Genomic DNA, 24573 nt, shown 5'->3' with positions numbered 1-24573 from the left:
AGGAGACAAAAATGGAAGCTGTTCACCAGCCTGAGGCTTTGGTTGTAAAAAATCTATATAAGGTTTTTGGAGCTCAACCACAGCAAGCTATGGAAATCATCTCGAACGATGAAGATAAAGACGAAATACTTGCTCGAACTGGATGCACATTAGCCGTCAACGATGTTTCTCTTTCTATTTATGAGAAAGAGATTTTTGTCGTAATGGGACTCTCTGGTTCGGGTAAATCAACATTAGCGCGATTGCTAAATCGATTAATTGAACCCACGGCAGGCAATGTTTATTTCAAAGGCGTTGATATTTTAGCCATGAACGATGTAGAGCTGCGTGAGTTTAGACGTAAGCATATAAGCATGGTGTTTCAGTCTTTTTCTTTGATGCCACATATGAACGTACTAAAAAATGTGGGTTTTGGTCTGGAGCTGGCAGGTGTCAGCAAAGAAGAGAGGGAAGAGCAGGCTCGGGATGCATTGAAACGAGTTGGATTAGAAGCGTGGGAGGGCAAGTATCCACATGAACTATCTGGCGGAATGCAACAAAGGGTAGGGTTGGCACGTGCCCTGACTAATAATCCATCAATTTTACTGATGGATGAGGCATTCTCTGCCTTAGATCCTTTAATCCGAGCCGAAATGCAAGATGAGCTGCTTCGTTTACAGGAAAAGGATAGGCGGACCATTGTCTTTATTTCCCACGACATTGAGGAGGCTGTAAAAATTGGTGATCGAATTGCCATTATGCAAAATGGAAGTTTGGTGCAGGTAGGAACACCAGAAGAAATTATAAAAAATCCCGTTAATGATTATGTACGGTCTTTTTTTAAAACAGTAAACATGACTAAAGTGCTGAGCGCAGCAGATGTTGCAAGCGAGGTAAAACGACTCGTAAGCATAGACCCGCTAGAGTCAGTGAAAGAAATAGAGCACGAGCTAGAGGATGAGCTGGCTTTATATGTGGTGTGTCCAGAAGGTAAATATCGTGGCTTGGTTTCCCGCTCCAGTGTGCACGCGGCTTTAGCCCACTCAGAGTTTGCAACCGTGTCGGATGCATTCGTTCTAGATAGTAAGGCGGTTGCTGAAAAAACGGTAGTTTCAAAACTGTTTGGCGTTCTGGCGTCCTGTAGCCACGAATTACCGATTATAGATGCCAATGGAAGCTTAAAAGGAGTCGTGCGGCAGTCGGACGTTTTTAAGCTGCTCAGCAATCGCGACGCTGAAGCGATATAAAAACAATTAAAAAGGAGGCAACGCAATGGAAAATCAAAATACACCAGAGAAAGATAATGACTTAGCCCAACAATGGGGATCCATGTCAAGTGGTTTTGAAGAAAGTAGTAATGGTTTTTTAAATGCTGTTGAGCATGTAGAAGTTGAAAATGCATTTAATTGGTTACGGCCCTTTGATGAGGCTTTGATTCCGCTTGGTGACTATGTCGTCGCCATGCTTTCTTGGGTGGTGACGCATTTTCGTCCAACATTTCAGCTGGTTAGAGCGCCCGTAGACTATATTTTGAAAGGTATAGAAATGGGGCTTCTCTGGGTGCCTCAACCAGTAATGCTGTTATTCGTTGTATTACTCGGGTGGCGGCTTGGAAAAACGAAAATGGCGATAGGCTCATTGCTTGCTTTAGTTTCTATTGGAGCGATTGGAGCTTGGGATGAGGCAATGGTGACATTGTCCTTAGTTTTAACATCCTTGTTTTTTTGCATTGTTATTGGTTTACCGCTAGGTATTCTTACTGCCAAAAGCGATCATGTAGAACGTATATCTCGCCCAATTCTTGATGCGATGCAGACGACACCTGCATTTGTATATTTGGTTCCGATAGTAATGTTGTTTGGTATTGGTAATGTGCCAGGCGTGGTTGTAACGATTGTTTTTGCATTGCCACCTTTGGTACGGCTGACAAACCTGGGGATTCGGCAGGTTAATCCAGACTTGATAGAAGCCTCACATTCTTTTGGTGCTGCGCCTATGCAAATGCTATTTAAGGTGCAGTTACCCCTTGCCAGTCCAACAATTATGGCCGGAGTTAATCAGTCTCTGATGCTGGCACTCTCTATGGTGGTGATTGGTTCGATGATTGCGGTCGGAGGATTAGGGCAAATGGTCTTGAGAGGCATTGGACGTTTAGATATGGGCCTAGCCGCCGTAGGAGGGGTAGGCATTGTTTTGCTTGCAGTCGTTTTGGACAGAATGACGCAAGCTTTGATTAAAAAGAAGTAAACAATAAACAGGAGACGATTATGCTGAAACGAATATGCTCAAAAGGCAATGCGGGTACGGTGGTGGCTTTGGCAGCATCCGTCGTACTTTCTACTGCTTATGCACAAGCATTACCAGGAAAGGGGGTAACGGTTATTCCAGTTCAAAGCTCTCAGGATGTAGAGTCTTTTCAAACGGAACTGGTAATGGAAGGTTTACGTGAGCTTGGCTACCAAGTACAGCCTAAAGCCGAGCTTGAATATGCAACTGCACACGTAGCAGTAGCAAACGGTGACGCCACCTTTATGGCTGTGCATTGGAAGCCGCAGCATAATTTCTTTTACGAAAATGCCGGGGCAGATGCAAAGCTTTCTCGTGCAGGTGAGTTATCGCGCTATGGATTGCAGGGTTATTTGATTGATAAAGCTACAGCTGATAAATACGGCATTAGTAATATTGGGCAATTAAAAGACCCTGAAATTGCTGCTTTATTTGATACCAATGGCGATGGTACGGCTGATCTGACCGGCTGTACGCCAGGCTGGCCCTGTGAGCGGGTCATTGAGCATCATTTGGATGCTTATGGGCTAAAAGGTCTGGTGACTCATAATCAGGGGTCGTATGAAGCATTAATGACAGAAGTTTTCCGTCGATATGAGCAAGGCCTTCCTGTTTTGTACTACACGTGGATTCCAAATTACGTTAGTGCAGCGCTGGTACCTGAACGAGACGTGATTTGGCTAGAGGTACCGTTCTCTTCGCTACCCGAAGAGCAGGGTGTCGATACTGCTATGCCAAATGGAAAAAACTACGGCTTTACTGCTAATACACAGCATGTGGTAGCAAATAAGCAGTTTGTGGAGGCAAACCCTAGCGCTGCAAAATTCTTTGAATCTGTCTTTATTCCTGGCAATGACATCAATGCACAAAATTACCGGATGCATCAGGGTGAGCGCTCCGAATCAGATATAGGCCGTCATGTACAAGGGTGGATTCAGGCTAACCAGCAAAAATGGGATCAATGGATCGCTGACGCAAAACAGGCCGCAAAGTAAAGGCAAATAAGTAGCGAATATTGCGGACTCGGTTCGATCGTTGGATGAATGGGGCCGTAAATGATAATAAGGTAGGTGGGGTATGGAAAGTTCAGCACTGCATCCTTTTACGACTCAGGCCTGGGGAAACGGGCGCCATGTCTTGCGTTGCGCGAAAATCGTACGGGAAACCTGGGATGTACTCAGCTTTTGTTTCGAAGCCGAGCAGCCCACGTTATTCTTTTTAAGCCCGGTCAGTTTGTAACGCTGGAGTTGGAAATCGAAGGGGAAAAGGTGATGCGCAGTTATACGATTTCCTCTGCTCCTTCGTTACCTTATAACTTCAATATAACGGTAAAACGTGCACCAGGAGGTGTGGTTTCTAATTGGTTGCATGACAACCTGAATGAGGGGGACCAGATTGTAGTGCATGGTCCGGCAGGGCGATTTAATTGTATCGATAAGCCCGCCGAGAAAGCGTTGCTATTGGCTGGTGGTGTAGGTATCACTCCCATCGCGTCAATGGCACGGTGGTGGTTTGATACCAATGCGGATGTTGATACTGTTTTCGTCAGTTGTGTTCGAACTCCTCGCGATATTATTTTTAAACATCAGTTGGAGTGGATGACCACGCGATTAACAAATTTTCAACTAAATATTGTTTGCGAAAAAATAGAAAGTGGTGATGTGTGGAGTGGCTATAGGGGGCTACTAAACGTTGAAATGCTTAAGTTGATGGCTCCAGACGTACTGGACAGACAGGTATATTGCTGTGGGCCTACCCCATTTATGAAAGCAGTACGCTATATCTTACAAGGCCTTGGTTTTCCTATGGAAAACTACCATGAAGAATCATTTGGAGAAACACCTGAGGGAGTAAGTGATCAAATTACTCATCGTTTGGATGAGTTTGAAAAACAAAAGGACGAGACAGAGTCAAAAGGATTTGCTGTACGCTTTTCTGGGATTGACACCGTGTCTTACCTGGACTCAGAGCAAGCGCTCCATGTGGCTACCTTAAAAGCAGGAGTTGGTGTGCCCAAAGCTTGTGGAGTGGGTGTATGCGGTGCCTGTAAAGTTAAAAAAATCGAGGGGGAGATTGAAATGAAGCATAACGGAGGAATCAGCGAGGAAGAAATTGCCGATGGGTACCTTTTAAGTTGTTGTTCATTTGCTCGTAGTGACGTGCTGCTTGAAGTATCGTGACCTGTCAAATTAATTTTTGATTCTGTCTTCTCTAGCTTGATAAAACGTTATGCTGTGCCACTAAACAAAGATTTCTAGGGTTGGCTTTGGTGATTTCGGAAGTGTGGTAGGCATAAGCTCCGATCAGATTTCCTCCTTCCCACAAAGGGGTGCGAGCATCAATGTCCACGTGGGTGTTACTACGCCCCCAATAACGCATAAAGCTCTTGCAGCATAAAACTGCAAGAGCTTGTTTTGGAGCCAAACTGAGTACCTGCTCGGGGCTTAAGCACATTACCGCATATTGACAGTGGCATTAGACGCTGCCATGAATCGAGATAGGCCCGAAGCTTATCGATTCAGCTTACTCTCGTTTCTGCTTCGCATCCAGCGCTTGGGCCATCTGAAGGTGTTCCCGCAGCTTGGGCAGGGCTTCTGTGGCCAAGGCCTTTACGTCAGGATCTTGCGCGTTCTGGCTGGCTTCCTCAAACAGCTCAACGGTCTTCTCGTGCGCAGCGACTCCAATGCGATTCACGTACATGGTGTCGAAGGGACCGCCTGACAGCGCCTTTAACGCCGTTATTTCAGTGCGCTGTATAACAGAGGGCTGATCGGGGGTGTCATGCCTTTGCTGGCTGCGAGCGAAGTCGCGTCTTCGACCATTTTATTATGGTCGGTAATCATTGTCTGGGCGAATTCTTTCACATCCTGACTTTCAGACTTTTCCACCGCTAGCTGACTTCCCTCGATTTCGGCGTAACTGCCATGCACGGCTTTCTCGAGAAAACTCTGGTCTTCAGAGCTGAGCTGGGATTCCTGATTCATATCGTTAGCCGGAGGCATGGTTTGCTGCGCGTCAGGGCGTGCCGGTTGTGGTTGCTGAGTAAGAGTGCCATCTTGAGTTGTCTGGGCATATGAGCCCAGGCTAAGCAGTACAGATCCGATTGCGAAAGCAAGCTTGGTGTAAAGGGTTTTCATAATTACTCCTCAGTATTTAGCGGACGCGCCAATAGGCGCATAAAACTATGCAAGCAAGTATCGCTCCTGCATGCCTGATTTCTCGTCCGCCGAGCTGTGAGGTCAGGTGTAGTGTTCGAGATCACTACGCCTGAAGAGGGAGGTGTGTCTTCTGCCGAATTGCTCAGGGGTGCCCGGCTTGTTTTCTGATGGTCGCGATTTTTCCGGAAACGTTGTTCCATGCTGCTTTGTCAGGAGCGAAGCGTTTGCGCATGTAATGAACCAAAGACTCAAGCTGTGTGTCGTTCATGCTGTGTTTGAAAGCTGGCATCGTACTTAGATTAGCGAGTGCGGGGCGGCTAATGCCATGCATCAACACCTGAATGACATTATCCGGCTGGTCACTGTGTAAATTGGTATTCAACGCCAGTGATGGCCTGGCACCAAAGAGGACGGGACCTGACCGGGAGTCATGGCATACAGCGCACGCGCCATTGAACAGGTTTTCGCCCGGCATCAGCATGGTATCGGCATCAGCCTGACTACGGGCTTCCAGGCTGGCTGCCAAGGCGCCATGAGTCGCTTCTGAGGCCTTGGCTTCAGGGTTTAGGCTTGCCAAATAGTGCGCCATTGCCCGAACATCCCCCTCGGGGAGCTGAGCTAATCCTGTCACTACAGGCCCCATCGGACCTGCAGCCGTGCCGTGCAGCGGAGAATAGCCCGTTCGCAGGTACTGAAATAGTTCTGCTTCAGTCCAGGGAATAGGTGCTGACGATAAATCGGTCAGGGCGGGCGCTTCCCAGTTATCGGCAAATCCGCCAGCTAAGAACTGATTCTTCCCGGACTTTTCTGCGCCCAGGGCATTTCGAGGTGTATGGCAGGCGGTGCAGTGACCACTGCTGTTTACCAAGTAGGCCCCTCTATTCCAGAGAGTGCTTTGGGCATCATCAGGAGTGTAGGCTTGCCGATCCCGGTGAAACAAGGTGTTCCAGCCCGCCAGCAGGGGCCGTACATTCATGGGGAACGATAGTCGCGTTTCTACATTGGGCTGTGATACGGCGGGCTGGGTCATCAAATAAGCGTAGAGCGACTGTAAATCTTCATCTGATATTTTCGCATAAGAGGTGTAAGGGAAGGCTGGGTATAGATGAGTGCCATCCTGGTGAATCCCCTCACGCATCGCACGTTCAAATGCTTTGTATGACCATGTGCCGATTCCCGTTTCCTTGTCCGGCGTAATGTTGGTCGTGAAAACTGTGCCAAAAGGCGTTTCCAGGCCCAATCCACCCGCATTCGTTTTGCCTCCTTCCTGGGTATGGCACACCATGCAATCGCCGGTGAGCGCAACGAGGCGTCCGCGTTCAATGGCGCCTACAGAGAAGATCGAGGTGTCAATGTTGGCCACGGGCGGGATACTGGTACGCCAGGGCGAAGCAACGACAAACGCACCGGTTACCGCAGCGGCCAATCCACCCAGCCATGTTTTGCGGCGAAATTTTTTTCGGTTTTTTGTTGGTCTCGTTGTCCAGCAGCAAGGTGGGCAGGGTGAATGGGGTTTGCCTGATGCGTAAGCCCGTGGCGTTGTAGATGGCGTTAGCAATGGCGGCGGCGGCGGGCAGCTCGGCTCCGGGGCTCCAGGCTATGGGCTGATCCAGGGCGTGCGACTGATTCACCAAATTAACTTCTGGCATTGTTACAGCAGATGAGGCCGCTGATGGGGCTGCCTTGCTTCCCCCTTGCTTTGCCTGACCCAACAATAACTGGGACCAACGGCCAAGTTCATCTTTCAGGGCTTCCTGAGTTGGACTAAAGGCAGCGGCATGGTCTAAGTTTGTTGCTTCGTGCCCTACAGTGAGCTTGCTCACCGATAATTCACCGCTTTGCGGGTCTACGTTTAACTCTACCGCCCAGGCTGACCATGTTTCCTTAGGCGGGTTGTGGTCATGGTCGATGACGTGGCTATAGGCGATCCCCCGGCCACTTTGCTTTGTTGGGTCAGCCGGTGCCCCGGATTGATCCCAGTCGGCCTGTCTAGCGACTTGCTTGAGAAGTTCTTGCCCCCGTTCGCTTTTGATTTTATCAATTCGGGTTTGCAGGGGATCCAGTTCCTGGGCCTTGCAGTATTCATCGAAATAGGACTCTTGGGCAAAAACAGTTGCTGCGGTATAGCTATAAGGGTCAGCGACGGTATATTGCTGTAAAGCGGCCGCAGGTTGAGAAACGTAGTCGGTTTGCAGGCTTAAGCCGCGAGGAAGCGAATCTATGAGCCCCGACAGCGACGCAGCGATAGAAGGACGATTCGGAGAAACTGCATTAATGGCCCATTGCGGCTGATATGGTTCTTTACCGTTGTCGGAGAGGGCCTGCGGATAAATCGTCACCGCCAATGGCGCTGGAACATACTCTGCCTGTACTCGTACAGGCCTATGCAGATCCCAGGCTAAAAGAGCTGCTTCTACAGCGGTATCAAAACCGGCCTGTTTGGTGCCACCATGAGGTATGACGTGGATGTGTTGTGCATCCACTTTCAACAGCGCCGCGAGTTCAGCCTTTAGCGCCTCAGCTCGTTGAGTGGAAGTCCAGATGGTTAGCTGGTGCTCATGGTGCCAGGCCACTGCCCAGTCTGGACTGAGGTCTGTCTCAATGTTATTCCAGCTGTATTGGATTTGTGGGCTTGGCGCAGCCGGCGCTGGCATCTGGCCGCCCTGACTGGGCAGAGTCGTGGCCTCGCTGGGCACGGGGGTCGCCCAGCTGGCATTCAGCAGCCCGCGAGCCTGCATGGCCTGATGGCGCTGAGCGGCTACGATGCCTACGAAGCCACCTTTTATAACGCAAGTTACTACACCGGGCACCAATAGTGCTCTGGAGCTATCCACTGCCAGGAGTTGAGGGGTGCGCTGAGCTTGAATCTCATTTTCCCAGTTCGGAGGACGTAGCGAGACTCCATGCAATAGATGGCTTTCCGAAGGGGGCGACAGATCACGGCTGGAAGGAGTGAGCGTTGAAGCTGGAAATGTGCCGGCGTGGCGAGAAATGAGATCAAAAGTCATTTTGGTATGTTTGCAGCAGCAGTGGCCGCAGCCATGATTTCCACATGGGTACCACAGCGACAAAGATTGTGGCGTAGTTCGTTGCGAATCTGGGTTTCAGTGGGGGAGGGGTTGCGCAACAGCAAAGCCTGTACGGTCATAATCATGCCATTTAAACAATAACCACATTGTGCAGCCTGGTTGTCGATGAAAGCTTGCTGTACTGGATTTGGCTGGCCGTCTACGCTTAAGCCTTCCAGGGTCGTTACCGAACGATTTTCAATTATTTGGATGGGAATCACGCACGAACGCGCCGCTACCCCGTCAACCAAGACCGTACAGGAGCCACACTCGCCCAAACCGCATCCGAATTTGGGCCCATTTAAGCCTAAGTCATTGCGGAGTACATAGAGCAGCGGGGTATCGGCTTCGACCGTAATCTCATGTAATTCATTATTCACCGACAGTGAAAATTGACGTGGTATTGTGGTGGTCATTTTAATGCTTCAATTGAAGAAGAGTATAATAAGTCTACACACTTTAAATTTCTGGGCAATGCTACAAGGAAACGTAAATACAGCCGTTTTTCTTCTTTGGGTTTTCAGTGTACATTCTCATTTTTTCATTGCTATATTAGGGTTTTTACTGATATCTGGCTGGTTTTTATGTCGCTCCCGTTTAGCTGGATATTAAACTTTAATAAAATTTATATAGCGTGTACACTTAATATTGCCTTCTATGTTTAGTTTGTACTTAACTCGGAAACACGCCCATGATGTATTCGGATCCCCGCACCGAACAACAACTATTATTAGATGCATCGGGTACGTTATTGATTTTACGTGCTCCGGCATTGCCCCCCGCTCCTGCAACAGGTCAGCCAGGGGTGGTGTCGCACTATTTACAGAGTTATGACGATGTATTTATTGCGGTTTCCGAGCAGGGGTGGGTGAGGGCTTTTAATGGACATGTGGATCTGGGCACCGGCATCCAGACTGCCTTGGCCCAGATTGTCGCCGATGAGCTGGATATTGCGATGAGCGATGTCAGTATGGTTCTGGGCCACACCGATGCTTCACCTAACCAGGGCCCAACGATCGCCAGTGCATCTATTCAGATTTCTGCGCAGCCGCTGCGCAAGGCAGCGGCGCAGGCCCGGCATCTATTGTTAGGTTTGGCAGCAGATCTGTGGGCCAGTGATGTTAAGCAATTAACCGTGCGCAATGGCGAAATACATTCTCCATGTGGGAAGTGCACTGACTACTGGTCATTATTGCGTGGCACGAAAATCAGAGTATATCTTGATGACAGTGTGCAGACCAAAGCGCCCGACGCGTTGAGAATTGTAGGGCAATCCCAGCCACGAGTTGATATCCCCGCAAAAGCATTGGGGCAGTTTACATACGTTCACGACGTGCGTGTTGAGGGAATGTGGCATGGGCGTGTGATACGTCCACCTTATGTAGGGCGCGATAGCGGGGCATTTATCGGACATAGTCTGGCTAGCGTCGATGAAAGCTCTATCCGGCATATTGATCCGGATATCAAAGTGTGTGTACGTGGAGATTTCGTGGGGGTCGTTGCGCGACGTGAAGAGCATGCTATCAAGGCTATGCATAAGCTTAAAGTCACGTGGAAGCCTGTGCCAGCACTTGAGGATTTAAGTGATGTGGAATCAGCCGTGCGCAGTCAAACGCTAAGCGAGCGCGTTTTGCTCGACACAAGTGCCGATGTCGCTACTTTAGCTAATGCAAAAAGCCTTCTACGCAGAACCTATATCTGGCCCTATCAGTTGCATGCCTCTATTGGGCCTTCGTGCGCAGTCGCCGACTACGGAGCAGAGCAGATAAGGCTTTGGTCGGGTACACAGAATCCTCATATGTTGCGCGTTCACCTTAGTGAGCTAAGTGACAGGGATGAGGGACAGATCGAGATTATCCGCCATGAAGCCTCGGGTTGCTACGGCCGTAATTGCGCCGACGATGTATGTGCCGATGCACTGCTGCTGTCGCAATTTGCAGGCGTACCTGTACGAGTGCAGCTAAGTCGTGAGCAGGAACACGGTTGGGAGCCCAAGGGGGCCGCACAGTTGATGGACGTAGAGGGCTCAGTGGATGAGAGCGGGAGCCTGCGTCATTACAGCTTCAGTACCCATTACCCATCTAATGACGCGCCGCTGTTGGCGTTGTTTTTAACAGGGAAGGCACCAGCAACGCCGCGTACGCTGCAAATGGGGGATCGTACTGCAGTTCCTCCCTACGATTATCCCAGTCAGAAAATTGTGTGCAACGATATGGCTCCTATAGTGCGCGCCTCATGGTTGCGCGGGGTCTCAGCGTTACCTAATTCGTTTGCGCATGATTGCTTTATCGATGAGCTTGCCTTTGAGGCAAGGGAGGATCCGGTTGATTTTCGAGTGAAAAACCTAAGCTCCGACAGCCGTGCGCAAGATTTGCTAATCGCCGTGGCAAAGAAAGCAGGGTGGGCCTCCAGGGCAAGTGGTACGCGTGGAGTGGCTGATTCTGACGGTTGGTTACATGGTAGCGGCGTAGCTTATGCCCGATATATACACTCCAAATTTCCGGGTTTTGGAGCAGCGTGGTCGGCCTGGATTCTGGAGTTGAGTGTGAATGTTGCTTCGGGTGAGATAAGGATCAATCGGGTTGTCGTGGGACAGGATACAGGTCAGATGGTGAATCCGGCGGGGGTTACGCACCAGCTTCATGGCAATGTTATTCAGGCTTTAAGCCGTGCCCTCTACGAGCAAGTCAATTTTGACGGCGCCGGTGCTGTTGAAGCGGAATGGGGCGCATACAAAATTATCGATTTCACAAAAATACCGCCTATTGATGTCGTGTTGATGGATCGTCAACACGAGCCTCCCATGGGGGCGGGCGAATCAGCGTCGGTGCCATGTGCTTCTGCGGTAGCCAATGCGCTGTTTGACGCATGCGGAATACGTTTTTATCAGGCGCCGTTCACACCTCAAGTCATAAAGACGGCGTTAAATACGCCCTGAAAAGCAGTGGTTACATGTACGGAATATGTCAATTCAAGGAGATAAAATGAGTCACTATCTATATGGCGCAAATGTGTCAGCCAATGGAATACGTCAGCATTATTTGCGCTATGGGGGTGTGGAGGGCGAGCGAGCCAGCCGTCCGGCTGTCATCATCATTCCCGGCATTACCAGCCCTGCGGTGACTTGGGGCTTTGTGGGCGAGCAGTTTGGCGCCCAGTTTGATACCTACGTTATTGATGTGCGTGGCCGCGGTCTCAGTGAGGCTGCCGATGGCATTGATTATGGCTTGGATGCTCAGGCTGCCGACGTAGTGGCATTAGCTGAGGCGTTAGGCCTTGAGCGCTACATTTTGGTGGGACACTCAATGGGTGGTCGTATTGGTGCGCGAGCTGCCAGTTCTCAGCCTGCAGGCCTGGAGGGCTTGGTCATGGTTGACCCGCCCGTCTCCGGGCCTGGTCGCCGTGCTTATCCCGCTAAATTACCTTGGTATGTAGACTCAATGGCGCTAGCACGCAAAGGCTGCGATGCAGAGGCAATGCGTGCTTTTTGCCCTACCTGGACAGAAGAGCAGCTACAGCTTCGTGCGCAGTGGTTACATACGTGTAACGAGAGTGCCATTATCCAAAGTTTCAATGACTTCCAGAATGACGATGTGCATGCTGATTTTCCACGCATCAAAGTGCCAGTCATGTTGATGACGGCTGAGCGTGGGGATGTGGTGCGTCCAGAAGATACAGAAGAAATTGCGGGGCTGATTCCTGGCCTTGTCGTGACTCAGGTGAAGGATGCGGGCCATATGATTCCTTGGGATAACGAAGCAGGCTTCTACGAGGCCTTCGGCGAGTTCCTGGGTGTCTCGATAGCGTAAATCCATTACACGGGCGGTAGGCCACTGGCACATCGCCTAAATTTTTTGGGGAACAATATGGCAGTTAGTGATTATCAGCTTATTGAAGCGTGGCAAAAAGTTTTAACCTTATCAAAGCTAGAGGCAGGTCAGACGGTAACGGTCTTGACCAGCACTTCTACACATCCGCAAACCTTGGCATGTGCATTAATCGCAGCGCAGTCTAAGGGGGCCATTGTAAATCGTCTGGATTTACCACCGGTTAATGCAGAGAAGGCCTTAAGTCGTGATTCGCTCGCTTATTTGGGTACGACGCCGTTAACGGGAAACAAGGCGGCGATTGCTGCCTTGAAAGCCAGCGACTTGGTGCTTGACCTGATGACGTTGCTGTTTTCGCCTGAGCAAGGGGAAATACTGGACAGCGGCACCAAGATTCTGCTAGCTGTTGAGCCACCGGAAATTTTGGTACGCACCATTCCTATCGAGGCGGATCGCACTCGTGTGAAGGCTGCTTCAGCTCTCATTTCGAAGGCGCGTGAAATGCATATCGTGTCCAAAGCAGGAACCGATTTGCGTTGCCCGTTGGGCGAGTTTCCGGCCATTAGCGAATACGGCTACGTTGATGAACCCGGCCGCTGGGATCATTGGCCGAGCGGTTTCACCTTGACGTGGCCCAATGAAGGCGGGGCGACGGGTCGTATCGTGATTGATAAAGGCGATATTCTACTGCCGCAGAAAAAATATGTGGCTGAACCGATTACGCTGACTGTTGAAAACGGTTATGCCACGAAAATCGAAGGCGGCATAGATGCGCAGTTATTAGACGAATACATGAAAACGTTTAATGATCCGGAAGGCTATGCAATTTCTCATATTGGTTGGGGACTGCAGCCGCGTGCGCATTGGTCCACATTAGGGCTGTACGATCGCGAGAACACCATCGGGATGGATGCGCGGGCCTTTGAAGGCAATTTCCTGTTCTCGCTTGGGCCCAACAACGAAGCTGGCGGCACACGAACCACGGCTTGCCACATTGATATCCCGCTGCGTCATTGCACTGTACGCCTAGATGGCGTCGATGTCGTGCGCAATGGAAAGGTACTGGACGGAGAGACAAATGAGTAAGGACGACGCGATTTATCAACAGCAAGGCTTTGGCGCTCAGCTTGAGCCCAAGGCGCCATACGGCTTGTTGATTATCGATTTGGTGAATGGTTTTGCGAATCCTGCTGTTTTTGGCGGGGGCAATATCCCTGAGGCGATCGAGCAGACTCAGAAGCTGCTGAAAACAGCACGTGAGCAGGGCTGGCCTGTGGCGCATACCCGAATTGTGTTTGCCGATGACGGAGCAGATAACAATATATTCAGCATTAAAGTTCCCAGCATGCTCACCTTGCTGGAAGACAACCCGGATAGTCATATAGTGCCTGAACTGACTCCGGTGGACGGTGAATTGGTGGTGCGTAAAACAGTGCCTTCTGCTTTTTACGGTACGTCGCTGGCGGCATGGTTAACGCAGCGCGGCGTACAGACGTTGCTGGTTGCAGGAGCAGTTACAAGTGGTTGTGTGCGCTCTTCGGTGGTGGATGCCATGCAGCTGGGCTTTCGTCCGCTGGTCGTGTCAGACTGCGTGGGGGATCGTGCTATTGGGCCTCATGACGCTAATCTCTATGACATGAAGCAAAAGTACGCGACGGTCGTGGATCGTGAAGAGGCCATGACGTTGTTGGGATTGTAAAAGCGTAGCGAAGCAGTTAAAAGCGGTGCTTTCAATATCAATAATATGAAAGCACCGCTTTTTTGTTTGTCTCTGCTCAGGATAGGCGTCTGGAGACTAACCGGTATTGAGTTTATAACGCCGTTACCCACAAAAAACCGCCAAGTTACCGTGTGGCGGCAACTTGGCGGTAATGAAAACTGCGAGTCAGTTGTTTTAGCGGTTAACCAGCTTGGCAGGGAAAGCCACCATAACGAGCACGGCGTTAAATATCAAGCATGCTGCAAAGAACCACAATGCAGCGTCCGCTGTACCCGTCAGATCCGTGGTCCATCCGATTAAGGAGTTACTGACCAGGCCGGCAATGTTCGCTACTGAACATGCCAGGGCAAAGCCCGTGGCAGCAGCGGTGCCTTTTAGAAAGGTAGCAGGCAAGCTGAAAAAACCGGACATGCTCCGATGAGGGCCCCAGATGCAATGGTAAATGTCAGCACTGTCAGCACTAGATTGGTGGACACAAAAGTGCTTAGTACTAAGGCAATGGCCCCAACAGTTAAGGGAATGGATAAATGCCATCGGCGTTCACGATGTTTATCCGAACTTGCTCCCAGAGCCAGCATGCAAATGACGCCCGCAATACTGGGGATAGCAGTAAGCAAACCTATGTTAAAGGTATCAATTACCCCCGCATTGCGGATGAAAGTAGGCATCCAGAAGCCGATGGCATAAGCGCCTAGCAATATGGAGAAATCCACACTACCCAGCATCCATACTTTGAGGTTGAAAAATCCATCTTTAAAAGAGTGTTTGCTGTCTTTTCCTTCGGCATTGTCCAGATCCAGATCTTTCTGAAGCAATGCTTTTTCTTCGGTGCTTAACCACTTGGCTTTGGTGTGGTTGTTGGGAAGCGCCCAAAATGTGAGTATCCCCAGCAACACGCTAGGTATGGACTCAAGCAAAAACAACCACTGCCAGCCACGCAAGCCATGGAGCTGATCAAAGCTGTTCATGATCCAGCCGGAAAGAGGACCCCCTATAACACTGGATAGCGGCAAACCAATCATGAACAAGGCAATGATCTTGCCTCGTCTATAAGTGGGAAACCACATTGTCAGGTAATAAAGTACGCCGGGTAAAAAGCCAGCCTCTGCTGCGCCTAGAAAAAATCGCAGCGTATAGAATTGGGTCGTAGACGTTACGAACATGGTCAGGCCGGACAAAATGCCCCACGTGATCATGATGCGTGCAATCCACATGCGAGCGCCTACTTTTTCGAGGGCCAGATTGCTAGGAACTTCGAAAAGGATATAGCCCACGAAAAACAGCCCAGCACCCAAGCCATAGGCTGTGGTGCTGAACTGCAAGTCTTCCATCATTTGTAGCTTGGCAAAGCCTACGTTGATTCTATCGAGGTAAGCAGCTAAATAACAAAAGCATAGAAAAGGAATAAGTCGCCACGTGATTTTTTTGTATAAATCATGATTTTTATCACTCCCTATAGTAGGTATGGCAGGGTTTGATGTGGTTGAGTGCACGTCAAATGTCTCCGTGTGTACTGTTCTGCAAAGGTGCCAGGCCCAAACTTGAACGTTTGGGCCTTAGTGTGAGTTACGAACTTGCGATGTTGCTGGGAAGTGCTAGTTCTTGCTCGTAAAGGTCGTAGCCATATACCCAGCCCGGATCTTCCTGGGCCCGTAAGAAAGTATTGGCATTAGACACGGCTTGTACTTGGGAAGCGCGTTCTTTACGATTGGCTTCGTATAGATCGAAAGCAGTGCGGTAGTCACTTAAGCCCGTCTCTTGCAAGCAGCGGGTAAGCATCGCTGCGTCTTCAATGGCCATACACGCGCCTTGCGCCATGTGAGGCTTCATAGGATGGCAGGCATCGCCCAGCATGACCAGACGGCCTTGGCTCCAGATAGGCAGAGGGTTGCGATTTAGCAAGGGCCATTTGGTGATACTTTCGGTAGAGCGAATTAGGTTTTTTACGGTGGAGTTGAAACCGTCGAATGCATTGAGCATTTCTTCTTGCGAGCTATCGACGAATGATCCTTTAAAGTCCCACGGCTCGTGAGGAACGCCAGTTACGAAGTAGTATTCATCACGTTTACCGGTAGTGTAGTAAACCATCATGTGGCTATCATCTGTCCACCATTTAACGCAATCTTCGAACTCGTCAGCGAATTGGGCCAGCTTTTCTCCACGGATCAGTGCGCGATGCGCAACCCAGCCACTGTAGGTAGGGGCTTCAACACCCAGCAGCGTTTCCCGAATTTTCGAATAAATACCGTCAGCACCGATCACAATGTCGGCGGTAACGCTGGTGCCGTCGGCGAAACTCAAGTGTACTTTTTCGCCATCGTCATTGAGGGTTTCAAGCTTCTTACCAAAATGTACGGTACCAGGCTTAATGCTCGACATTTGTAGTGCGTGCATGTCGCCACGGTGAACCGTAATGTAAGAGGCGCCATATTCTTTTTGGCGAACTCACCCAAGGGTATGCGTGATAGATACTCTCCGCTATATCCATCCCGGCTTAACCAGAAGTCCGGGTGGGAGCCCATTTTATCCAATTGATCTTCCAAGCCCATCCGACGAAACACTTTCATGGCATTAGGGCCTACATGGATGCCAGCCCCCAGGCGTGAGAACTGAGGCGCCTGTTCGTAAACTTCTACGTCAAAACCTGCTTGTTGAAGCAGCGTGGCGGCAGCTGCGCCGCCCAGGCCTGCGCCAACGATTGCGATTTTCTTTGTTTTTTCCATCTTAAGCTCCTAGCCATGTTTTCAGTGCGATTAACAATATTAGTAGTGTACACACTCATTTTAGGAATTAAAATAAATTATGACTGGGGTTTATACTTAGATGGATGTTGAGGTTTGAAGGTTTTGGAACGGTGTATCTCGTTCAGAGCTAAACAATTAAAATTACTATGTAAAGCTGGGTTTGAAGTACAAGCCGTATTGTTTATGGCTTTATTATCAACAGGCTGACGTGTCGCTTCTCACGATTTAAAAAGGGATTGTGAGTTGAGCTTGCAGCTCCATTTATGGGCCCATAAGGCGTTGCAGCCTGAAGGTTGGGGATCGCCCTGCGGTTTAGGATATACTTTGGGTCACATCTGTTTTTTCAGTGTGTAGGCTTTATATTTTTTGGTTTTTTGATGCCGTTTCGCTTTTTCTGTGCTCGTTTAGCTTGTCTGGAGCCCGTCATTGAAAGCGCTTACGTTTGGTTAACAGGGCTATACTGATTGTTAAATACATCAGCTAGAATGGAACGGTCAGGTCACAACTATTGCAGTCTGGGTATGTCTAAAAATAACGAATCAACTAACACCTCTTCGCCAGAAGGCGCTGCGCCTTATGATGTCACCGAGCAAGTCGGACACCTGCTGCGTAAAGCAGTGCAGCGACATACGTCTATTTTTCAGCAAAATATTGAAGATGATCAACTGACCGCCATACAGTTCGTGACGCTCTGTGCACTCCGTGACCGTGGACGCAGTTCGCAGGCTGAGCTGGTAGAGGCAACAGCGATCGACCAGGCCACTATCCGGGGAATTATCGATAGATTAAAGGCGCGTGGCTTAATTAAATTGTCTCCAGGACAGCTTGATCGCCGTAAAGTGATTGCTGATCTTACCCCAGAGGGCGAGACGCTAATAGCGCAAACCATTCCCAAAGCCAAAAAAATCAGCAAACTGACAATGGGCAAGCTCAACCCTGCCGAGCAAGTCGCCATCTTGTATTTGCTGCAAAAAATGAATAGTTCCAGTCTGGATGGTGAGTGAGCGGATAGTCCGTACCGCTGGCAGCACTATTTTTTGGCAATAGCGAACAAGCGTTAGCGGTTTTCGACTTGCAGACTGTCCTGCAACAGGAAATCCATTAGCTTTTTGCCGCTGGCTGCATTTCTCGGTGGCTATGCACACCAATGACGATGTCTCGCTGCGTCCACTCATTCTCTAATTCAAGTATGGACGTGTTCGGCACGTTATAGATGCTTACGCTTTCTCTGGGCAGTACGCCGATCCCCATACCAGCGTTAATCAGCAGACACATTGCGTCGTAGCCCGAAACTACCGTGCGCAGACGCAAGGGGATATTGGCCTCCATCGCGGCTTTAGTAATCTGATAATTGATTTGCGTGCCGGTAAGCAACGACACCTGCTCATACTTTAAGGTGTCTTCAAAGTTGACCGAGCGCTCAGAGGCGAGAGGGTGATCCTTGGGAACCAGTAACACCAGTTTGTCTTGCCTGAATGCAAAGGTTTTGATTTGGGCTTCATAAGGCAGAAGGGTAAATATTCCAAGATCGGCTTTACCCGCTTCGATTTCTTGCACAATGGACAAACTCGACTGTTCTTCGAGCTGCAGTCGTATTGAGGGGTTTTGCTGGCTAAATATACCGAGGGGTTGGAAAGAAACTGTGTGACCGCAGAGGTGTTGGCCAGGATATGAACCAATTCACCATGTCCATCAGCGTACGAGCGTATCCTGCTCTCGATGGTGGTGACGTTGTTGAGCAAAGCCCGGGCGTGGTAGAGCAGTTCCAGGCCAGCGGCCGTAGGAAGGACGCCTTTATTGCTACGAATAAGCAGCGGAGTTTGCAAGCTATCTTCAAGCTCTGAGATACGGCGGCTAACAGCAGCAGCAGCAATGTGCTCGCGTTCGGCAGCCTGACTGATAGTGCCTTCATCGAGTACCCGTACAAATAGCTTTAACGTAACTAAATCCAGTTTCATTGGATAATATTACCCGTATTTGTATCTCCCCTGCATGTCAGACTGAGAAAGCCGGGCTTAGGTGCGCATAAATAACGGGCAAGGTATTTATGCGGCGACAATCGTCCCGGCTTCGCTCCAGACTTTTATCTTGCGCTTATACGCCTTGTTTTCCCGATAGCACATAACCCGAATCTGGAACAACGGTTTCTAGCCCCAGGGTTTTGAGCATTTGGTAAACGGTGGCAACAGAAGCGGATAGAACTGGCTTGCCGATCAAATCCTGTGCACGCTGAATGGCTCCCAATGATGGCATTTGCACGCATGCAGACAAGATGACGGCGTCGACACCATCGTGGTTCAGGCGCTGTACGTGTTCAAGCAGATTATCCGAGTTCAGCAGGCCCACTTCCAGGTTATCCGCAACTTCCAGGCTAATCGAGTCCTGAACGCTAATACCTTCAGATTCAATGTAATCAGCTACGCGCTTGGTCAAGGGCTTCATGTATGGCGTGATGATTGACACGGTTTTAAAGTTAAATTCTTTTAATGTATCAACCAAGGCTCCAGCCGAACTTAACACAGGAATATCGACCCCGTTATCCTTCACAGTATTTTGCAGACGCTCTTGTGAGACACGATGATAGCCATCGCCCTGAGCCATAATCGCTACCAGGCATGCGTAGGCCATTACATTACAGCGTGCGTCGCTAAGTTCGACCGCGCAGCGGTCGCTGGCAATATCCATTGCCTTCAGCTCTTCAGGTGTAACGTTCATCATGCGCATGCGTGACGAATGAAAGGTGAAGCGCTCGTTGGGGAACTGTTCAGCACGAGCCAGTAGCATGGCTGGAATTTCAGTCTCCATTGTGGTGTTGGAGCTAGGAACAATTTGACCGATGCGATAGGTTTTCATGTTGATATTCAACCCTTAGAGTAAATGACAATGTATTTATTCTAAAAGGGGTGTGACAAGCTGCATAACAGTGATCTGTCACAGTGCCATCACAAAATGTCATGCTCAGATAAGGAGCCGTGGACGAGCTTATCGCTCAGCTGTTTCAACACGATTTCTGCCGTTTGTCTTTCTACGAGGCAGGGTGAGGTTGACTTACCTGTGCGTACTATTCAGCTTATCTATTCATCTGTTCGAACGTCTTAGTTACTGTGAGTAAGACGCTGAGCTGTCTATGTAAAAAACCTTACAGGAAAGGACCGCCTTAAATTTTGGCCTAGGGTATGTACCATATTTTTATTTATTGGTTAGTTAGTTAATATTTTCATTGCTGCATTCGATTTACATCAAAAAAGAGTGAACAAGGAGATGAATGTGAGGAAGACTGTTCCGATTATGTTGCTCGGTATCCTGCTGAGCGGGACGAATGCCATATACGCAGAAACGATTAAGGTTGGGTTGATACAGCCTTTATCAGGCTCAGTAGCCTACAACGGTGTGGCGGACGTCAATGGGTCAAAACTGGCAGTCAAGGAGCGTAATGCTCGTGGAGGAGTTCTGGGTAAACAGCTTGAGTTGATCATAGAGGATGGTGAGTGTCAGCCTTCCAAGACCGTAAACGCCGCAGAAAAATTAATTCAGAAGGATCGGGTTTCTATTATCTCTGGGGCTTTTTGCAGTTCTGCCACGATTGCAGCAATGAGTGTTGCTCAGAAGTATAAAGTGCCGTTGCTATCTGGAGTGTCATCCAAAAGTGATTTGACTGAGCGAAATAATGATTGGTTTTTCCGCACAGCTGAAACAGATGGTTTATTGGCTCATGCCTTTGCCGAGATTTTAGTTGATCAACTGAAGCTTAAAAAGATCGCTTACATAGGAGTCAATGATGACTGGGGGCGTGGTGGTATGGATGAGTTCTCTACCCAGATTGAGGCCATGGGCGGAGAAACAGTTCTGAAACTATATTTCGATCATGGTGCAACAGATTTCTACACCATGCTTACTCGCGTAAAAGCGGCGAAGCCGGACGGTGTTTTTGTTGCCGCCGAAACCCAGGATGGATCAATCTTGGTGAAACAGATGAAAGAAGTCGGTTTGCAAACACAAGTATTTGGAGTGGGTAGCTGGGCAACGGCAGACTTTGTAGAGCTGACAGGTGATGCCTCCGAAGGGATACATGCTGCAGTACCTTACGCCCATACGATTGATCGACCTGAGAATTTGGCATTCGTACAGGCGTATCAGCAGGAATATGGCGAATTGCCAGGAAAGTACTCTGTGGCCGGCTACAACGCCTTAAGCATCATTATGGATGGCATAGAGCAAGCAGGCAGTTCTGATCCTGATCAAATTCGGCAGGCTTTGGCCGACGTGAAATATCAAGGGCCAAATGGCTTATTCGAATTCAACGATAAGCGTCAGGCTTTTGGGTTTGATGCCGTTTTGGTGCAACTGAGAAATGGCCAGCCTGAGATCGTGGCACAGGCAGCTGTTACGGCTGATTAAGTTTCAACCGACAGGGGCGCCCATCTCGATAAGTTGAGCGCTCCTGGCATCTTTGCATTTGCCCTTTGGAGGACCGTTGTGTTTGATCTGCTGTTTCAGTTCATAGTGAATGGGCTAGTCAATGGAACCTTTTATGCGTTGTCAGCATTAGGGTTGACTTTAATCTTTGGTTTGATGCGCTTAGTGAATTTTGCGCATGGAGAGTTTTACATGATTGGTGGGTTGCTGGGTTGGATAGTAACCCAGCAACTGGAGTTGAACTTTTTTATTGGCCTCATGGTAGTCGTTTTGATCATGGGGGCTTTTGGCTGGGTATTGGATCGTTTTCTGATTGAACGCATCCGTGACCGAGGGCCTGAGCCAGGCATTTTACTGACTATCGGCCTGTCTATTTTTCTTACCAATACAGCATTAATGCTAGTTGGGACAGCACCCCAGAAAGTCATTGCACCTGTTCCAAGCGCCCCAATGTTTATTGGGCCGATTTTCATTACTGAAGTGCGGATTTTTGCAGTTGTTATCTCTATTCTGGCGATTGTCGGTGCTCGCCTGCTAATTCAGAAAACCAAACTGGGCAAGGCTATGCGTGCGACCTTCCAGGATCAGACCGCAGCGAGTCTGGTAGGCATAAACACCGCAACGATTTATGCCTCGACTTTTGCGCTAGGCGCGGCGCTGACAGCGACTTCGGGGATGTTGCTGGGGTCGATTTATGTCGCTCAGGCGTCTATTGGTGGCCTGATCAGCCTAAAGGCTTTTGTTGTGGTGATTCTGGGAGGTATGGGCAGTTTTGGCGGTGCAATTGTAGGAGGGTTGATTCTAGGAGTAGCGGAGTCTTTATGGGGTGGTTTTGTACAGACCGGAACCGTGGACATGGTGGGCTTTGCCTTGGTTATCCTGATTCTGTTGTTTCGTCCCTATGGGTTGTTTTCTGTTCGAGCGGAGCGAGCCTGAATGAAAACCGAACGTAATTTTCTGATTGGTAGTTTGGTCGTAGCGGCGGTATTAGGGATGTTGTTGCAAAATGACTATTTGTTACACATTCTGGTGCTGGTGCTTTTGTATTCCATTTTAGCGAGTAGCTTAAATCTTATTGTGGGCTATGTGGGAGAGTTCCCTCTGGGACATGTTGCGTTCTTTGGTTTAGGAGCTTATTCCGTCGCCATTCTTAGCTCTCCGTCAGTAGGAATGTCTGTCACCTTGGCAGTATGTTTGTCGGCGGTAATAGCGGCGATAGCTGGTTGGTTGATCGGGAGGATCACCCTGAGGCTAAGTGGCCCGTTCTTTGTCATCGTGACCTTGGCGTTTGCCGAAGTGCTGCGTTTGCTGGCTAACAACTGGATAGCGTTGACCAATGGTCCTATGGGCATTTCTGGTGTTCAGCACCCGGCAATTTTGGATGTCAACGAGTGGCTGTCGGGGAAGCGGGGCTTCGTGATGCTAGGAGTCGTGCTGGCTGCTATCACGTTTTATATTTGTTACCGCCTGGTTTATTCCAGTGCTGGACGAGCAGCTGTGACTCTGCGTGAAAACAATTATGTCGCGCAATCTATAGGGATCGATCCATTTCGCTATTCTTTGTTTGTGTTCGTGGTAGCAGCGTTTCTGGCTGGAATTGCAGGCGCGTACTATGCCACGTATATCAGTTTTGTAGGACCTGAAGTATTTGGCTTTCCCTTTACTGCAACCATGATCATCATCGTGTTGCTCGGTGGTAAAGGAACGTTGATTGGCCCCGTCTTGGGAGCTGTTCTCGTCACGTTACTGGAAGAGTATTTGAGGGAGTTTAAGGAGGTTCGTTTATCGCTATTTGGCCTGATTGTGGTAGCGATGGTGCTGTTCGCTCCTGATGGTGTGATGGGATACGTGCGTCAACGTTTTAGTACTTTATTTAAAAGGGTGCGCCATGCTTGAGGTAAGTGGATTAAGTAAATCTTTTGGCGGTATACACGCTGTGCAAGATGTGGATTTCACTGTAGGTAAGGGGCAAATTGTCAGCTTGATCGGGCCCAATGGAGCGGGTAAGACTACTTGCTTTAATCTTATTACCGGGTTTTATGAGCCAACAAGGGGCCGGGTATTGTGGGATGGCCACGAAGTTACTGCCAGAAAACCCTGCCGCATGGCACAGCTAGGGGTAATTCGTACCTTTCAGAAAACAAATGTGCTGCGCTCATTGTCGGTGTTTGACAATTTGATACATGCTCAGTATTTACGGGATCGTATGCCACTGTGGCGTACTTTTTGGCCTGGGTCGGTACAGGCACGTAATGAGCGCAGCATAAGCCAGTCAGCGGACGAAATACTTGAGCTAGTGGGTTTGGAGAAGCGGTCTGATGTACAGGCTGGTTCGTTGTCGTGCGGAGAATTGCGCTTGTTAGAGGTAGGAGTCGCTCTGGGAGCAAACCCACGATTATTGATGTTGGATGAACCTGCTGCAGGTCTCAATACACGAGAAGCAGAAACACTAGCAGAACTGTTAGTACGTTTGCCGGACCAATGGGTCGAATCTCTGCTGCTGGTGGAGCACAACATGAATTTGATCATGCGGGTATCTGACCATATTGTTGTCATGAATTTCGGGAAAAAACTGGCTAGTGGAACGCCTGCTGAAATTCAGCGAAATGAAGAAGTTCTGGAAGCATATATGGGGAAAGCAGCATGACGACACCCTCATCTGACGCTCCGCTATTAAGTGTAGAGCAGGTGGTGGCAGGCTATGGAAATCTGACGGCACTGCATGGCATTAGCTTGCACGTGAATAAGGGAGAGGTAGTCGCTATATTAGGTGCTAATGGAGCGGGGAAATCCACCACCTTACGCGCCATTTCCGGACTGATAAAGCCAACTTCTGGCGTGGTCCTGTGGAAAGGTAGAAATATTGAAGGTAGAACTCCAGCCAATATTTTGAAGCTGGGCTTAGCCCACTGCCCAGAGGAAAGGCATGTCTGGCCGGAGATGAGTGTAGAGGAAAACTTGGAACTGGGGGCTTATTTGCTGAAGAGCAAGGCAGAAGTCGAACGACGGAAGGGGATCGCTTTCCATCGCTTCCCGCGTCTGAAAGAGCGAGCGGGACAGTTAGCAGGCACATTGAGCGGTGGTGAACAGCAGATGCTGGCAATAGCACGTGCACTGATGTCAGAGCCCGAGCTTCTTATTTTAGATGAGCCATCGTTGGGGTTGAGCCCCAAAATGGCATTGGAAGTGTTTGAGGTTATTCGGGAAATCAGTGGACATGGCGTATCGATTCTGGTGGTTGAACAGAACGTACACAATGCATTGAGTATAGCTTCTCGTGCTTATGTGCTGGAAACAGGTTGCGTGATTGCGGAAAAAGAAAGTCAGAGCCTCCTGAACGATCCTGATTTATTAAGTGCTTATCTGGGAGGTTGA

The 24573-nt window shown here is 49.3% G+C and carries 21 protein-coding genes and 4 pseudogenes; 16 read left to right on the top strand and 9 right to left on the bottom strand.

Going from position 1 to position 24573, the window contains the following annotated elements:
* Positions 1-11: 11 nt before the first annotated feature.
* The 5 genes from proV to gbcB all read left to right on the top strand — a co-directional run bounded on the left by proV (position 12) and on the right by gbcB (position 4445).
* Positions 12-1226 (top strand): glycine betaine/L-proline ABC transporter ATP-binding protein ProV, encoded by a 1215-nt coding sequence (proV, locus tag L1889_RS14010; protein ID WP_238665616.1) that lies wholly within the window; start codon positions 12-14, stop codon positions 1224-1226.
* A gap of 25 nt (positions 1227-1251) precedes the next feature.
* Positions 1252-2226: a glycine betaine/L-proline ABC transporter permease ProW gene (gene proW / locus L1889_RS14005; protein ID WP_238665615.1), complete on the top strand. Its 975-nt coding sequence runs from the start codon at positions 1252-1254 to the stop codon at positions 2224-2226.
* A gap of 20 nt (positions 2227-2246) precedes the next feature.
* Positions 2247-3260 (top strand): glycine betaine/L-proline ABC transporter substrate-binding protein ProX, encoded by a 1014-nt coding sequence (gene proX, locus L1889_RS14000; protein ID WP_238665614.1) that lies wholly within the window; start codon positions 2247-2249, stop codon positions 3258-3260.
* An 82-nt stretch (positions 3261-3342) separates the two neighbouring features.
* Positions 3343-3504, top strand: a complete 162-nt coding sequence (locus tag L1889_RS13995) for a hypothetical protein (protein ID WP_238665963.1) — start codon at positions 3343-3345, stop codon at positions 3502-3504.
* Entirely contained in the window at positions 3450-4445 is a 996-nt protein-coding gene (gene gbcB / locus L1889_RS13990; RefSeq protein WP_238665946.1) for a glycine betaine monooxygenase reductase subunit, read from the top strand. The genes L1889_RS13995 and gbcB overlap by 55 nt, the downstream gene beginning before the upstream one ends.
* 343 nt (positions 4446-4788) lie before the next feature.
* On the opposite strand, the pseudogene L1889_RS13985 reads toward gbcB, so the two are convergent.
* The 4 genes and pseudogenes from L1889_RS13985 to L1889_RS13970 form a co-directional block, all read right to left on the bottom strand.
* Positions 4789-5249: pseudogene (locus tag L1889_RS13985) on the bottom strand (DUF4142 domain-containing protein).
* A gap of 316 nt (positions 5250-5565) precedes the next feature.
* Positions 5566-6849, bottom strand: coding sequence for a c-type cytochrome (locus L1889_RS13980; RefSeq protein WP_238665613.1), 1284 nt, complete (start codon positions 6847-6849; stop codon positions 5566-5568).
* On the bottom strand, positions 6773-8431 hold the full coding sequence (locus L1889_RS13975; protein WP_238665612.1) for a molybdopterin cofactor-binding domain-containing protein: 1659 nt from the start codon (positions 8429-8431) through the stop codon (positions 6773-6775). The genes L1889_RS13980 and L1889_RS13975 overlap by 77 nt, the downstream gene beginning before the upstream one ends.
* Positions 8428-8907, bottom strand: a complete 480-nt coding sequence (locus L1889_RS13970) for a (2Fe-2S)-binding protein (protein WP_238665611.1) — start codon at positions 8905-8907, stop codon at positions 8428-8430. The genes L1889_RS13975 and L1889_RS13970 overlap by 4 nt, the downstream gene beginning before the upstream one ends.
* 275 nt (positions 8908-9182) lie before the next feature.
* Between L1889_RS13970 and L1889_RS13965 the strand changes: the two genes are divergently transcribed.
* The 4 genes from L1889_RS13965 to L1889_RS13950 are packed head-to-tail and all read left to right on the top strand — an operon-like array spanning position 9183 to position 14017.
* Entirely contained in the window at positions 9183-11429 is a 2247-nt protein-coding gene (locus L1889_RS13965) for a xanthine dehydrogenase family protein molybdopterin-binding subunit (RefSeq protein ID WP_238665610.1), read from the top strand.
* Between the two features lie 46 nt (positions 11430-11475).
* Positions 11476-12300, top strand: coding sequence for an alpha/beta fold hydrolase (locus L1889_RS13960; protein WP_238665609.1), 825 nt, complete (start codon positions 11476-11478; stop codon positions 12298-12300).
* A gap of 57 nt (positions 12301-12357) precedes the next feature.
* Positions 12358-13404: a 2,5-dihydroxypyridine 5,6-dioxygenase NicX family protein gene (locus tag L1889_RS13955; RefSeq protein WP_238665608.1), complete on the top strand. Its 1047-nt coding sequence runs from the start codon at positions 12358-12360 to the stop codon at positions 13402-13404.
* Positions 13397-14017, top strand: coding sequence for an N-carbamoylsarcosine amidohydrolase (locus tag L1889_RS13950; protein ID WP_238665607.1), 621 nt, complete (start codon positions 13397-13399; stop codon positions 14015-14017). The genes L1889_RS13955 and L1889_RS13950 overlap by 8 nt, the downstream gene beginning before the upstream one ends.
* Before the next feature lie 195 nt (positions 14018-14212).
* Here L1889_RS13950 and L1889_RS13945 read toward each other — a convergent pair.
* Positions 14213-15504, bottom strand: a pseudogene (locus L1889_RS13945) (MFS transporter).
* A 100-nt stretch (positions 15505-15604) separates the two neighbouring features.
* Positions 15605-16761, bottom strand: a pseudogene (locus L1889_RS13940) (FAD-dependent monooxygenase).
* Positions 16762-17303: 542 nt separating this feature from the next.
* Here L1889_RS13940 and L1889_RS13935 point away from each other — a divergent pair.
* Entirely contained in the window at positions 17304-17786 is a 483-nt protein-coding gene (locus L1889_RS13935; RefSeq protein WP_238665606.1) for a MarR family winged helix-turn-helix transcriptional regulator, read from the top strand.
* A gap of 97 nt (positions 17787-17883) precedes the next feature.
* On the opposite strand, the gene L1889_RS13930 is transcribed toward L1889_RS13935, so the two are convergent.
* A complete protein-coding gene (locus L1889_RS13930) occupies positions 17884-18348 on the bottom strand; it encodes a LysR substrate-binding domain-containing protein (protein ID WP_238665605.1) in 465 nt (154 codons plus the stop codon).
* 104 nt (positions 18349-18452) lie between these two features.
* Between L1889_RS13930 and L1889_RS13925 the strand changes: the two genes are divergently transcribed.
* Positions 18453-18626, top strand: a complete 174-nt coding sequence (locus L1889_RS13925; protein ID WP_238665962.1) for a hypothetical protein — start codon at positions 18453-18455, stop codon at positions 18624-18626.
* On the opposite strand, the pseudogene L1889_RS13920 reads toward L1889_RS13925, so the two are convergent.
* Together L1889_RS13920 and L1889_RS13915 are read right to left on the bottom strand one after the other, a co-directional pair.
* Positions 18612-18740: pseudogene (locus tag L1889_RS13920) on the bottom strand (helix-turn-helix domain-containing protein); the annotation flags it as partial. The gene L1889_RS13925 and the pseudogene L1889_RS13920 overlap by 15 nt on opposite strands.
* A 136-nt stretch (positions 18741-18876) precedes the next feature.
* The gene (locus L1889_RS13915; RefSeq protein ID WP_257793909.1) at positions 18877-19635 is read right to left on the bottom strand and encodes a maleate cis-trans isomerase family protein; all 759 of its coding nucleotides are present in this window, start codon (positions 19633-19635) and stop codon (positions 18877-18879) included.
* Between the two features lie 396 nt (positions 19636-20031).
* Here L1889_RS13915 and L1889_RS13910 point away from each other — a divergent pair, with 396 nt between their 5' ends.
* From L1889_RS13910 to L1889_RS13890, 5 genes are all read left to right on the top strand, one after another.
* Positions 20032-21180, top strand: coding sequence for an ABC transporter substrate-binding protein (locus tag L1889_RS13910; RefSeq protein ID WP_238665604.1), 1149 nt, complete (start codon positions 20032-20034; stop codon positions 21178-21180).
* Between the two features lie 78 nt (positions 21181-21258).
* Entirely contained in the window at positions 21259-22134 is an 876-nt protein-coding gene (locus L1889_RS13905) for a branched-chain amino acid ABC transporter permease (protein ID WP_238665603.1), read from the top strand.
* A complete protein-coding gene (locus tag L1889_RS13900; RefSeq protein ID WP_238665602.1) occupies positions 22135-23094 on the top strand; it encodes a branched-chain amino acid ABC transporter permease in 960 nt (319 codons plus the stop codon). It begins immediately after the preceding gene.
* Positions 23087-23845: an ABC transporter ATP-binding protein gene (locus tag L1889_RS13895; RefSeq protein WP_238665601.1), complete on the top strand. Its 759-nt coding sequence runs from the start codon at positions 23087-23089 to the stop codon at positions 23843-23845. Before L1889_RS13900 ends, L1889_RS13895 begins: the two co-directional genes overlap by 8 nt.
* Positions 23842-24573 (top strand): ABC transporter ATP-binding protein, encoded by a 732-nt coding sequence (locus L1889_RS13890; RefSeq protein ID WP_238665600.1) that lies wholly within the window; start codon positions 23842-23844, stop codon positions 24571-24573. Before L1889_RS13895 ends, L1889_RS13890 begins: the two co-directional genes overlap by 4 nt.

It is taken from the genome of Paenalcaligenes niemegkensis, from assembly GCF_022230885.1.
Lineage (GTDB): Bacteria > Pseudomonadota > Gammaproteobacteria > Burkholderiales > Burkholderiaceae_B > Paenalcaligenes > Paenalcaligenes niemegkensis.
This window is presented reverse-complemented; position numbering and strand designations above follow the sequence as displayed.

What these genes read in the sequence shown, in the direction of transcription:
- L1889_RS13900 (WP_238665602.1), top strand. Translation starts at nt 22,135, where the DNA reads ATGAAAACCGAACGTAATTTTCTGATTGGTAGTTTGGTCGTAGCGGCG.
- L1889_RS13995 (WP_238665963.1), top strand. Translation starts at nt 3,343, where the DNA reads ATGGAAAGTTCAGCACTGCATCCTTTTACGACTCAGGCCTGGGGAAAC.
- L1889_RS13955 (WP_238665608.1), top strand. Translation starts at nt 12,358, where the DNA reads ATGGCAGTTAGTGATTATCAGCTTATTGAAGCGTGGCAAAAAGTTTTA.
- L1889_RS13895 (WP_238665601.1), top strand. Translation starts at nt 23,087, where the DNA reads ATGCTTGAGGTAAGTGGATTAAGTAAATCTTTTGGCGGTATACACGCT.
- proV (WP_238665616.1), top strand. Translation starts at nt 12, where the DNA reads ATGGAAGCTGTTCACCAGCCTGAGGCTTTGGTTGTAAAAAATCTATAT.
- proW (WP_238665615.1), top strand. Translation starts at nt 1,252, where the DNA reads ATGGAAAATCAAAATACACCAGAGAAAGATAATGACTTAGCCCAACAA.
- L1889_RS13970 (WP_238665611.1), bottom strand. Translation starts at nt 8,907, where the DNA reads ATGACCACCACAATACCACGTCAATTTTCACTGTCGGTGAATAATGAA.
- L1889_RS13965 (WP_238665610.1), top strand. Translation starts at nt 9,183, where the DNA reads ATGATGTATTCGGATCCCCGCACCGAACAACAACTATTATTAGATGCA.
- L1889_RS13935 (WP_238665606.1), top strand. Translation starts at nt 17,304, where the DNA reads ATGTCTAAAAATAACGAATCAACTAACACCTCTTCGCCAGAAGGCGCT.
- L1889_RS13950 (WP_238665607.1), top strand. Translation starts at nt 13,397, where the DNA reads ATGAGTAAGGACGACGCGATTTATCAACAGCAAGGCTTTGGCGCTCAG.
- L1889_RS13890 (WP_238665600.1), top strand. Translation starts at nt 23,842, where the DNA reads ATGACGACACCCTCATCTGACGCTCCGCTATTAAGTGTAGAGCAGGTG.
- L1889_RS13960 (WP_238665609.1), top strand. Translation starts at nt 11,476, where the DNA reads ATGAGTCACTATCTATATGGCGCAAATGTGTCAGCCAATGGAATACGT.
- L1889_RS13925 (WP_238665962.1), top strand. Translation starts at nt 18,453, where the DNA reads ATGAACCAATTCACCATGTCCATCAGCGTACGAGCGTATCCTGCTCTC.
- L1889_RS13975 (WP_238665612.1), bottom strand. Translation starts at nt 8,431, where the DNA reads ATGACTTTTGATCTCATTTCTCGCCACGCCGGCACATTTCCAGCTTCA.
- proX (WP_238665614.1), top strand. Translation starts at nt 2,247, where the DNA reads ATGCTGAAACGAATATGCTCAAAAGGCAATGCGGGTACGGTGGTGGCT.
- L1889_RS13915 (WP_257793909.1), bottom strand. Translation starts at nt 19,635, where the DNA reads ATGAAAACCTATCGCATCGGTCAAATTGTTCCTAGCTCCAACACCACA.